Source organism: Salidesulfovibrio brasiliensis JCM 12178 (assembly GCF_001311825.1).
GTDB lineage: Bacteria > Desulfobacterota > Desulfovibrionia > Desulfovibrionales > Desulfovibrionaceae > Pseudodesulfovibrio > Pseudodesulfovibrio brasiliensis.
In genome coordinates, this window is record NZ_BBCB01000101.1 from 1 (window position 1) to 9,395 (window position 9,395).

Genomic DNA, 9,395 nt, shown 5'->3' on the forward strand with positions numbered 1-9,395 from the left:
CCCTGCACCTAGAGCGCGGCCGCATCGTGGCCCGCGACGGCGTGCCCGAAGCCGGGGAGGCCGCATGATCGGGCGCGTATTTCGACTCACCGGGCGCGGCATCGCGGATTTTGCGGTGCACCCGTTCGCCCACCTGCTGACCCTGACCGCCGTGGCCATGGTTGCCTTTCTGGCCGGATTCGTGCTGTTGACCCTGCACAACGTGAACCTGCAACTGCTCAAGTCGCGCGGGCAGGTGGAGTTTCAGCTCTACTGGAGCCCGGACGCGAACCCGCAGGTGGTGCAGTCCGAGTGGCAGAAGATCGCCGACATGTCCGAACTGGAGGAATTCCGGGCCTTCACGCCCGAAGACGCCTCATCGAGCTTGCCGAGAGCCTCGGCGAGTCCGGCGACTTCTCGTGGCTCAAGGAGCAGAACCCGCTGCCGCATACCGCGCTGGCCGCGTTCGCCATCCCCCCGGAAAAGCAGACCGACGGCTGGGCCGCCAAGCTGCTCACCGAACTGAAGTCCCTTCCGGGCGTGGAAAAGGTTCACTACGCGCCCACGCAGATGGACCTCGCTCAGGGGTGGATCGCCGTGACCCGCACCGTGGCATGGCCTGTGGTCGGATTTCTCGCGCTGGTGGCCGCGCTGGTGGTGGGCAATACCATCAAGCTCTCGCTCATGACGCGCAGGGACGAGGTGGAGATCCTCTCACTGGTGGGGGCCAAGCCGTGGTACATCCGCTGGCCGCTTCTTACGGGCGGCTTTCTGCAGGGCGTGCTCGGCAGCGCCGCCGGGCTGGGGCTGCTGCTCGTGGCCCAGAACACCCTCAAGGACGCCCTGAACATCCCGCCGCTTTTCCTTCAGGTGCGCTTTCTGCCGCTTGAGCAGTGCGTGCTGCTGGCAGGGGGCGTAGTCTTTGTCTCCCTTGCCGCAAGCTGGGTCGCGGTGCGTTGATGCGAAAACGTTACAAGCCGCGCAAACGCCGCTGCCCTGCACCGCCGGACCGGTCGGCCCGCCTCTACGTGCAGATCGACCCGTCCCTTATCGGGCGGTTCCGCTTCCTGCTCGAAGCGCATGACAATCTCGGGATATTCACGGTGGTGAACCGCTTCAAGGGCGTTCTGCTGCTCAGGTTCTCGCCGCAGCAACGCCGGGAGTTCATGGAGTTCCTCGGCTCCGTGGCCGAGGCTGTTCCGCATACCATCCTGCACGAGGCCGCTCAGGACGACCCCGCCGCCTAGCCGATCACGACCTTGCTGCCGCCTTCGGCCTTGGCATCGTACATGGCCTGATCCGCGCGAAGCACTAGATCGTCGAGGGTCTCGCCCACCCTGTATTCCGCCACCCCGCTGCTGCATGTCAGGGATGTGCCGTTTTCAAGGTTGCCCAGAATGTCGTTGACCCGCTCGGCCACGGCTTTGGCCTCGCCCTGACCGCCTTCCATCATGATCAGGAATTCGTCGCCGCCCCAGCGTCCCAGTGTGTCCGTGGGGCGCAGGGTCTTGCGGATGCCATCCGCCGAGAGTCCCAGCACGCGGTCGCCTTCGAGGTGGCCAAGGGTGTCGTTGATGCGCTTGAAGCTGTCGAGGTCGATGAGGATGATTGAGAACGGTTGGCCGCTGCGGTCCGTGCGGTAGGCGGCCATCTCAAAGGCCTCGTCAAGCCCCCGGCGGTTGACGGCCCCGGTCAGGGCGTCTGTGCTGATGAGATCCTCGATGCGGCCCTGAAAGTGGTTCACGGTCAGGATGGAGAGCAGGATGATGAGCAATGAGGCCACGGCCCCGATGGTCAGGGTGCGGTAGAAGTTGGAGCGGGCGGCGGCAAGGGCGGTGCTTTCGTTCTGTTCCACCAGCAGATACCAGTCGAACTCGGGGATGTAGTGCGTGGAAAGCAGCACGTGGTTTTCGCCGCGATCGAATTCGTACGTGGTGGGTTCCTCGCGCGGGGTGAGGATCTCGTTGGCGAGCTCCTTGAGCCCTTCGGCCTTGCGGATGGAGAAGGTTTCGACCATGTCGAGGTCGGGATGCATCTGCACCAGTCCTTCCTGATCCACCAGATAGACCTCTCGCTCGTATTTTTCCCGCGCCAGCCGGAGCAGTTCTGCGGCCTTGCTCATGTCCATGCCCACGCCGGTGACGCCGAGCAGCCTGCCTTCGCTGTCCGTGACGCGGTGGTTCACGAAGACGCTCAGCTTGCCGCCTTCGGCCTCGCTGTGATCCACGTTCAGCTCATACGGTCTCTTGCTGCGCAGGAATGCGTAATACCAGACGTCGAGCGGGTCGCGCGGATGTATTCGTTTCAGGACACCGTCGTTGTAGTAGTATTTGTCACTGATATGGGAGACATAGAAGGCGATCAGGAAGCCGTTCTTGATTTTGATCTCATGAAGGAACTTCTGGATGGTTTCCACGTCCTGCTCGCCGCTGTGCACCCAGTCCCAGAGGAAGGTGTCCCCGGCCATGGACTTGGCCATGAGGATGGGGTGCATCATCTGGGTGTGTATTTCGGAGTAGATGTTCTTGCCCGTCAGCGGCAGTGAGGAGTTCAGCAGCTCCTCGCGCACGGATTCACGCGCAACGTGATAGTTGATGAAGCTGGTGAGCAGAAAGGTTCCCAGCAGAATGACCGTGAGCGCGAAGAGCAGTTTCGCCTTTGTGGAGACGGGATTTTTCATACCCTGCCTTCATACTCCCAAGCGGCCTCTTTTGGCAAATGATAAGAGGCTCGAGGCTGGGTCGATGTGCTTTCTCCCCGGTGGCTCTAGAATTCGCTCCAGCAGTTATCGATATGTTGTCGGTCGTAGGATTGTGTGCATCTGCTGACGATTACGGAAAGGAGAACGCCGAGCGGAAGGGCGATGATGTTGGGGTCGACGAATTGCAGTTTCCAGACGAGGCTGCCCGCTGCCGCGTGGGATACCAGCGTCTCGGCGCCCGTGAGGGTCCGGCACAGCCCGATGCCGGTGGCGGCCTTGCCGTGCACGAAGAGCATCCAGAACATGGAGCCGCGAAGCCGCCGAGCATGGCCGTGATCGCGCCTGCACGGGTCATGCCTTTCCAAAACAGCCCGAGCAGGTAGGCGGGCAGGAAGGTGGCGAGGCAGAGGCCGAAGAAGAACGCCGTGGCCCGGGCGATGATGGAGCCGGGCAGCACCCACGCCCAGAGCAGGGTGATGAACACCGTGGCGGTGACGGCGTAGCGGGCCACCTTCACCGACGCGCTGGAGCGTTTTTGTGCATACTGCTCGTAGACGTCCCGGCCAAGCGAGGTGCCGCCCACGTGGTACTGGGAAGCCAGCGTGCTCATGGCCGCGGCCAGCATGGCCAGCAGAAAGAGCGTGGAGTACCAGTTGGGCATGATGGTCTCGATGAAGGTGGGGATGATCTTGTCGATGTTGCCGCCCGCCATCTGGATGCTGAGTTTGCCGAACTCCTTGTAGAAGATGGCGTTGGTGAACGCGCCCACGGAGTAGATGACGCCCGGAATGAGCAGGATGAACAGGGTTCCGTAGATCACGCCCTTTTCCAGCTCGCGGTCGTTGGGCACGGTCATGAAGCGCACCACGAGTTGCGGCTGGGCCAGCACGCCGAGGCCCACCCCGTAAATAAGCGTGGTCCAGATGACCAGCCACATGGGTGATCCTGCCCGCGCTCCCTGCGTCCACCCTTCCATGCCGAGGGCCTTGAGCTTTTCCGGCATGAGCGGGGCCATGGACGAGAGCAGCTCGAACCCCTGCGAGAAGCCGCCGAGTTTTTGCCAGACCACATAGAGGAGCACCAGCATCATGCCGACCATGATGCAGCCCTGAAAGGCCTCGGTATACATGACGGCCTTCATGCCGCCGGAGATGACGTAGACCGCCAGCAGCAGGGTGAAGACGACGAGGGCGAGGTGGAAGTCGATGCCCAGCGAGATTTCGAGCATGCGGCAGATGCCGATGAGCACCGCCGCCGCGTAAAGCGGGATGAACACGAAGACCGTGCCGCCGGAGAAAGCCTGAATGAACCGGGACTTGTAACGCCTGCCCAGCAGTTCCGGAAAGGTCGAGGCATTGAGCGCCAGCCCCATGCGCCGGGTGCGCTTGCCGAAGACGAGCATGGCGATGACGATGCCCACCACGATGTTCAGGACCATCAGCCAGAGCAGGTCCAGCCCGAACATGGCCGAGGCCCCGCCAAAACCGATGATGGCGCTGGTGGAAATGAAGGTCGCACCGTAACTCATGGCCATGACGAAGGATTTCATCTTGCGACCGGCCAGCATGTAGTCGTCCGAGCTTTGCGTCTCCTTCCAGCCGCGATACCCGAGGTAGAAGACGACGGCAAAGTAGACGAGGGCGGTGAGTATCTTGGCGGTCATGGTGGATTCTCCGGCGGAATGATTGCAGAAAGGTCATGAAGCTAGTAGGAGAGGGCGTGACCTGTCAATCAAACGGAGGAACAATGCGCATAGCCGTGCCCGGATTGGGAGAGCTGGAGCTTGAGACGCTGGTGCTCGATTACAACGGGACCGTTGCCGAGGACGGCGAGCTGCTTCCCGGCGTGGCGGAGCGCATTCTGGATCTTTCGTCATCCATGGAGATCGTGGTCCTTACCGCGGATACGCACGGCACCTGCCGGGCGCGACTGGATGGGCTTCCTGTGCGCGTGGAGGTCATCGGGCCGGGCCGGGAGGACTCGGCCAAGCGGCGGTTCGTGGAAACCATCGGTGCCACATCCTGCGTGGCGGTGGGCAACGGCCGCAACGACGGGCCCATGCTTCAGACCGCGCACATAGGCATTGCGGTTATACAGGCCGAAGGTGCATCGCCCGTTGCGCTGAGCGGGGCAGATGTAGTGGTGAAAGACATTCGCGACGCCCTTGACCTGCTGCTCAAGCCCTCGCGGCTGACGGCGACACTTCGTACCTGATTCTTCCCTTACGTTTCTGCGCACGCCTCGGCGTACTGTCCGGGCGTCATGCCGAGTACGGCCTTGAATGCCCGGTGCATGTGGCTCTGGTCCGAAAAGCCGCAGGCCGCGGCGGTATCGGCAACACCTGCCCCCGAATCGAGCAGCCGTCTGGCGTTTCGCACCCGCACAAAGGTCAGGAACTCGTGCGGCGGCATGCCCATGGACGCGGAAAACGCCCGGCCGAGCGCACAGGGGTTCATGCCTGCGGCCTCGGCGAGATCGGCCAGCCTGAGCGGTTCGGCAAACCGCTTGACCATCAAGGCCTTGGCTTTTTCGGCCCCGCTGTGCGGCCTGCGTTCCGGCAGGGCCGCTGCTTCCCCGTGTCGGTCCTGTAATCGGGCCAGCGCTTCGGCCAGCCGCCCATGCTGCTCCAGTGCTGGGAGTTCCTTTGCCACGGCTTCGGCCACGTCTTTCAGGCGAGATCGCAGCAGGTGGTCCTGCACGGCCAGCGTGACCATTGGCGGAACCTCGCCCAGCAGTTCGTTGAGGTCTGCCGGATGGCAATGCAGGGCGAAACCGGTGCAGGGTCCCTCGGGGTGGCTCACCGAGTGAACAGTGCCGGGCGGGATGACGAAGACCGCTCCCGGCCCGGCATGAATTGCTGCATCGGCCACGGTGATTTCCCGAACGCCGGAGTCCACGGTGCCGAGCACCAGCGAGTCATGCGCATGGCGGGAGACCGGGTTCTCGGCCTTGGTGAAGTGTGTCAGACCGCTCCCGGAGAGCTCGGGGATGCGGGCCAGGCGGATGTCGGCGTGCGGTTTTCTTCCCATGGGTTGATGTGGGGGTTAGGGGTTACACCAGTGCCGGAACGAATTTGGCCAGCAGCTTCAGGCCTTCTTTTCCGGCCTGCACCGAGTGGGGGCGTCCGGCCGGAAGCACCGCCATGGTGCCGGGCTCGTAGGCCATTTCGCTTTCTTCAAGGCGGCAGGTGCCGTGTCCTTCTGCCACTTCATGCAGTTCCCAGCTTCCGGGGTGGTCGTGCTCTCCTATGGCGCAGTCCGGGGCGATGCGCACCAGATGCACGCTGAAGCCGCCGTCCGTGTCCGCGCCCGTGACGAGGTGCTTGAGCTCCACTCCGGTGAAGCTCGGGTGCGAGTTCCAGTCGAGGTCCTTGCCGCAGCGGGTACAGCCGCCGTGGACCGTGCCGTGGCTCATGGAGTCAAAAAGCGTGTTCATGGTTCCTCCTTTTTCGGGGAACCTACGCGGCGGCGCTGTCCGGATATTGAACGATCTTTGCCAAAGGCGGTCAGGATTCCAGCCCGTTCTCTTCCACCTCGCGGACAAAGCACTCCACGACCTTTTCATCCAGCGCGGTGCCCGATATTTCGCCGAGAATCCTGAAGGCGTCCTCGGGCGGGCGACCTTTCTGGTACGGCCGGTCCGTGGTGATGGCGTCAAAACAGTCTGCCACGGCGATGATGCGGGCGCCGAGGGGAATCTGTCCGTCGCACAGGCCGCGCGGGTATCCGCGTCCATCGAGCCGTTCGTGGTGGGCGTGGACGTATTCGAGCGCCGGACCGAGGAAGTCCAGCCCGGCAAGGATGTCGTGGCCCCACTGCGGGTGGCTGCGAATCTCCTGCATCATGGCCTCGTCCGGGGCCATGTCGTCATTCTGGAACATGCGGTCTGAAAAGCCGATCTTGCCGATGTCGTGCAGCATCCCGGCCACGCGCAGTCGTTCGCATTCGCGATCGCCGAGGTCCATCCTGCGGCCCACGCGTTCGGCATAGGCCCCCACCCGCTCACCGTGGCCTTCCGTGTACAGGTCTCGCGCGCCGAGCGCCTGCGCAATGGAGGTCACCGTGCGCAGGGCGTTGTGCTTGATGGTCTCGTAAAGCTGTTCGAGGTGGAATTCCCTTGCCTCGATCTTGACCATCATCATGCCCACGGCTTCGGCCACTTCCTGAATCTCGTCAGGATATTGCGGGCCGGTCAGCTCCATGATGTCGTCGGTGTAGTTCCCGGCGGCGATTTCCTTGATGATGGCGATGAGCTGGCGTCTGGCCTTGCGAGGATCCTTCACGAACTACCCCCATGCGCTTCGGGCGTACTCGGAAAACGGTCGCGGCTCTTGGCCCGTCAGGTGTTTCACCGCGCCGGTGACGTTGCGCATCATGCCCCGGATGCCGATGCGCGAAAGGCTGATGAGCATCTCCACCTGCCACTCGCTGCGGCCTTCGCCCTTGAGCATGGCCGTGTACTCGCCCTCATCGACGTCAACTGCGGAGAGGCTTCGGCCCGTGACCTCGGCCATGGTCGCCACAGCCTCTCTCGGGCTCAGGCTTCCGGCCCGGTCACGGCGTAGGTGCGGCCCGCATGGTCGTCCACAGCGTTTGCAACGGCGAGGATGCAGCGGCTGAGGTCTGCGGGATGCAGGTAACTCACGGCAGCGTCCGCACCGGGCAGACGGATGGTGTCCTGCCCGTCGGGCGGCAGGCTGAAGGCGGCGCTCATGAGCGTGTTGGGCCGCAAGATGGTGAAGGGCAGGCCCGACTGCTCCACGGCGAGGTCGATGCGGCCCGTCTCGCGGCCGAGCCGCCAGTGGGCGTCGTGCGCGGCTGCGTATCGGGAAAGAAAGATGATGTGCCGCACGCCGACCGTCTTTGCGGCACTGACCAGCGAGAAGCCGCGCTCCACCATATTGTCGGTCAGCGGCAGCCCGAGGACGAGGGTGTCGGATTCCTGCATGGCCGAGCACGCGGTGTCGGCGTCGTCGGTGTCGGCAAGGGTGCGGATGGCAAGGGCGGCGTTTTCGGCGTCGCGGGCGAGGTGTTCGTGAATGGCGAGACCTTCCAGTCCCGCGAGAACAAGTGTATTTTCAGGCATCGATCCTCCAGTGGTGTCGGAGGCCGATGGTACTCGTTTGGAGCACAAAAGAAAAGCCGCGCGCTAGTTTGCCTCGAGCGCTTGGCGGTGGGGGTGTCGCTCTCGTCGTCCATGCGCACGATTTGGGTGCTGAACGAGGTCTCGCCGGGCTTGCACGACGGGCAGCCATCGGAAATGATGGCGCAGTGCTCGTCGATCTCTTCGGCGTTTATCTCGGCGGCGTCGAGGATTTTCTGTGTCTGGCCCGGCCCCCAGAGGATGGGCTGGCCGCATTTTCCGCATTCCACGTAGAGAAGGTCGGGGTCGAACGTTTTCGGCATGGCTCAAAGGTAAGCATCATCGCCGAGCAATGCAAGGCCCGGAACGCATTACCATTCCACAAAGAGTCTGCGGGCCTCGTCAGCGTCCCCTGCAACGGCCAGCGCGAGCATCAGCCGGATGCGCGCCTTGGGGCCGCCCATGCGCCGGGACATGACCACGCCCTTGGCCTTGAGGTCCGCGCCGCCGCCGGGATAGCCGTAGATGGGCCAGACTCCGCCTCGATGCAGCGCGTTGCCAGCACCACGGGGATGTCGTCCGCCATGCAGCGTTCCAGCGCGGGCACCACCTCCGGGGGGACGTTCCCAGCTCCGAAGCCCTCGATGACAAGCCCTTTCGCGCCAGCCTCCCGGGCCTGATCCACGGCCTCCGGCCCCATGCCGGTGTAGCTGGTGATGAGCGGCACGCGGGTTTCCAGCCGTTCGGCAAGAAACTTGCGGTTCGGCTCCACGGTGAGCGGGCAGCCCGCGAGGATGACCTCCTCCCCGGCCACGTACCCGATGATGCCCGCCTCGCGCGATTCAAAGGCGTCCACGTTCAGGGAGTTGACCTTCACGGCCTCGCGGGCGCGGAAGATGCGGTCGGTCATGAGCAGGGCCGCGCCCGTGCCGGGGGGCAGGGGGAGGAGCACGGTGCGGATGGCGTTGATGAGGTTTCGCAGCCCGTCGTAGCCGGACTCCGAGTAGTAGCGCATGCTCCCGGTCAGCACCACGGGCTTGTGGGTGTCCACGGCGAGGTCGCACATGTAGGCGGTTTCGGCCAGCACGTCGGTGCCGTGCAGCACCACCGCGCCGAGGCAGTCCTTGTCGGCCACGGCGCGCTCCACGTCTTTTGCGAGCCGGAACATGTCCTCGGGCGTCATGTGCGGGCTGGGCTTGTCAGACCAGAGCACGGGATCGAGCACCACGCGTCGGGCGGCGAGGCCAGCTCGTGCAGCAGCTTGGAGAAGTTGTTTCCCGGCGCTACGCCGTCCACGCCCTCGGCCGGGCTCATGCCGATGGTGCCGCCGGTAAAAAAGACCGCGATGCGTCCCTGTCTCTGGCTCATGCAGTGCCTCCGCGTTGCTGGGGTTCCGGGAAGCAATGGCAGAGAACCGGGCCGGTGGCAAGGGGGAAGCTATTCCTCGCAGGCCCGGAGCATGGCCTGCTCTATCTCGCGGACGCGGGCCGGGGCTACGGCCTTGGTCCCGTCCGGTTCCTGCACCCGGAAGACATCGAGCGCGCGGCCGGAGATGGTGGAGACGCGCGCGCCGCAGAGGGTCAGGCCCACGTCGGCGATAGCCGGGCAAAGTCGTGCAGCAGGCCGGTGCGGT

The 9,395-nt window shown here is 64.1% G+C and carries 13 protein-coding genes and 1 pseudogene; 4 read left to right on the forward strand and 10 right to left on the reverse strand.

Annotated elements, in window-relative coordinates:
* Positions 1-64 precede the first annotated feature (64 nt).
* The 3 genes from JCM12178_RS20020 to JCM12178_RS15600 all read left to right on the forward strand — a co-directional run bounded on the left by JCM12178_RS20020 (position 65) and on the right by JCM12178_RS15600 (position 1,226).
* A complete protein-coding gene (locus JCM12178_RS20020; RefSeq protein ID WP_245628821.1) occupies positions 65-505 on the forward strand; it encodes a cell division FtsX domain-containing protein in 441 nt (146 codons plus the stop codon).
* 158 nt (positions 506-663) lie between these two features.
* Complete coding sequence (locus JCM12178_RS20025) at positions 664-939, forward strand: cell division protein FtsX (RefSeq protein WP_245628824.1); 276 nt, start codon at positions 664-666, stop codon at positions 937-939.
* Complete coding sequence (locus tag JCM12178_RS15600) at positions 939-1,226, forward strand: DUF4911 domain-containing protein (RefSeq protein ID WP_054652728.1); 288 nt, start codon at positions 939-941, stop codon at positions 1,224-1,226. The genes JCM12178_RS20025 and JCM12178_RS15600 overlap by 1 nt, the downstream gene beginning before the upstream one ends.
* Here the strand turns inward: JCM12178_RS15600 and JCM12178_RS15605 are convergent.
* Together JCM12178_RS15605 and JCM12178_RS15610 are read right to left on the reverse strand one after the other, a co-directional pair.
* Entirely contained in the window at positions 1,223-2,659 is a 1,437-nt protein-coding gene (locus JCM12178_RS15605) for a sensor domain-containing diguanylate cyclase (RefSeq protein ID WP_054652730.1), read from the reverse strand. The genes JCM12178_RS15600 and JCM12178_RS15605 overlap by 4 nt on opposite strands.
* 86 nt (positions 2,660-2,745) lie before the next feature.
* A pseudogene (locus tag JCM12178_RS15610) lies at positions 2,746-4,343 on the reverse strand (sodium:solute symporter family protein).
* 83 nt (positions 4,344-4,426) lie between these two features.
* Between JCM12178_RS15610 and JCM12178_RS15615 the strand changes: the two are divergent.
* Entirely contained in the window at positions 4,427-4,894 is a 468-nt protein-coding gene (locus JCM12178_RS15615) for an HAD family hydrolase (RefSeq protein ID WP_054652732.1), read from the forward strand.
* Positions 4,895-4,902: 8 nt separating this feature from the next.
* Here JCM12178_RS15615 and JCM12178_RS15620 read toward each other — a convergent pair whose 3' ends face one another.
* The 8 genes from JCM12178_RS15620 to JCM12178_RS18795 all read right to left on the reverse strand — a co-directional run.
* Complete coding sequence (locus tag JCM12178_RS15620; RefSeq protein WP_054652734.1) at positions 4,903-5,709, reverse strand: helix-turn-helix transcriptional regulator; 807 nt, start codon at positions 5,707-5,709, stop codon at positions 4,903-4,905.
* Between the two features lie 22 nt (positions 5,710-5,731).
* The gene (locus JCM12178_RS15625; RefSeq protein ID WP_054652736.1) at positions 5,732-6,115 is read right to left on the reverse strand and encodes a cupin domain-containing protein; all 384 of its coding nucleotides are present in this window, start codon (positions 6,113-6,115) and stop codon (positions 5,732-5,734) included.
* A 70-nt stretch (positions 6,116-6,185) separates the two neighbouring features.
* Positions 6,186-6,962 carry an HD-GYP domain-containing protein gene (locus JCM12178_RS15630; protein ID WP_054652738.1) on the reverse strand — a complete coding sequence of 259 codons (777 nt, stop codon included), beginning with the start codon at positions 6,960-6,962 and terminating at the stop codon, positions 6,186-6,188.
* Positions 6,963-6,965: 3 nt separating this feature from the next.
* Positions 6,966-7,202, reverse strand: coding sequence for a Rossmann-fold NAD(P)-binding domain-containing protein (locus JCM12178_RS15635; protein WP_157054957.1), 237 nt, complete (start codon positions 7,200-7,202; stop codon positions 6,966-6,968).
* Positions 7,203-7,216: 14 nt separating this feature from the next.
* Complete coding sequence (locus JCM12178_RS15640) at positions 7,217-7,765, reverse strand: NAD(P)H-binding protein (RefSeq protein ID WP_054652742.1); 549 nt, start codon at positions 7,763-7,765, stop codon at positions 7,217-7,219.
* A 430-nt stretch (positions 7,766-8,195) separates the two neighbouring features.
* Positions 8,196-8,975 carry an asparaginase gene (locus JCM12178_RS15645; protein WP_245628822.1) on the reverse strand — a complete coding sequence of 260 codons (780 nt, stop codon included), beginning with the start codon at positions 8,973-8,975 and terminating at the stop codon, positions 8,196-8,198.
* On the reverse strand, positions 8,942-9,130 hold the full coding sequence (locus tag JCM12178_RS20030) for a hypothetical protein (protein WP_245628823.1): 189 nt from the start codon (positions 9,128-9,130) through the stop codon (positions 8,942-8,944). Before JCM12178_RS20030 ends, JCM12178_RS15645 begins: the two co-directional genes overlap by 34 nt.
* A 69-nt stretch (positions 9,131-9,199) precedes the next feature.
* A partial coding sequence (locus JCM12178_RS18795) for an ACT domain-containing protein (RefSeq protein WP_172677166.1) occupies positions 9,200-9,395 on the reverse strand: 196 nt, incomplete at its 5' end.

Excerpts from the sequence above, each read along its gene's own strand:
- JCM12178_RS15615 (WP_054652732.1), top strand. The coding sequence starts at position 4,427 with ATGCGCATAGCCGTGCCCGGATTGGGAGAGCTGGAGCTTGAGACGCTG.
- JCM12178_RS15605 (WP_054652730.1), bottom strand. The coding sequence starts at position 2,659 with ATGAAAAATCCCGTCTCCACAAAGGCGAAACTGCTCTTCGCGCTCACG.
- JCM12178_RS20025 (WP_245628824.1), top strand. The coding sequence starts at position 664 with ATGACGCGCAGGGACGAGGTGGAGATCCTCTCACTGGTGGGGGCCAAG.
- JCM12178_RS20030 (WP_245628823.1), bottom strand. The coding sequence starts at position 9,130 with ATGAGCCAGAGACAGGGACGCATCGCGGTCTTTTTTACCGGCGGCACC.
- JCM12178_RS15640 (WP_054652742.1), bottom strand. The coding sequence starts at position 7,765 with ATGCCTGAAAATACACTTGTTCTCGCGGGACTGGAAGGTCTCGCCATT.
- JCM12178_RS15620 (WP_054652734.1), bottom strand. The coding sequence starts at position 5,709 with ATGGGAAGAAAACCGCACGCCGACATCCGCCTGGCCCGCATCCCCGAG.
- JCM12178_RS20020 (WP_245628821.1), top strand. The coding sequence starts at position 65 with ATGATCGGGCGCGTATTTCGACTCACCGGGCGCGGCATCGCGGATTTT.
- JCM12178_RS15600 (WP_054652728.1), top strand. The coding sequence starts at position 939 with ATGCGAAAACGTTACAAGCCGCGCAAACGCCGCTGCCCTGCACCGCCG.
- JCM12178_RS15625 (WP_054652736.1), bottom strand. The coding sequence starts at position 6,115 with ATGAACACGCTTTTTGACTCCATGAGCCACGGCACGGTCCACGGCGGC.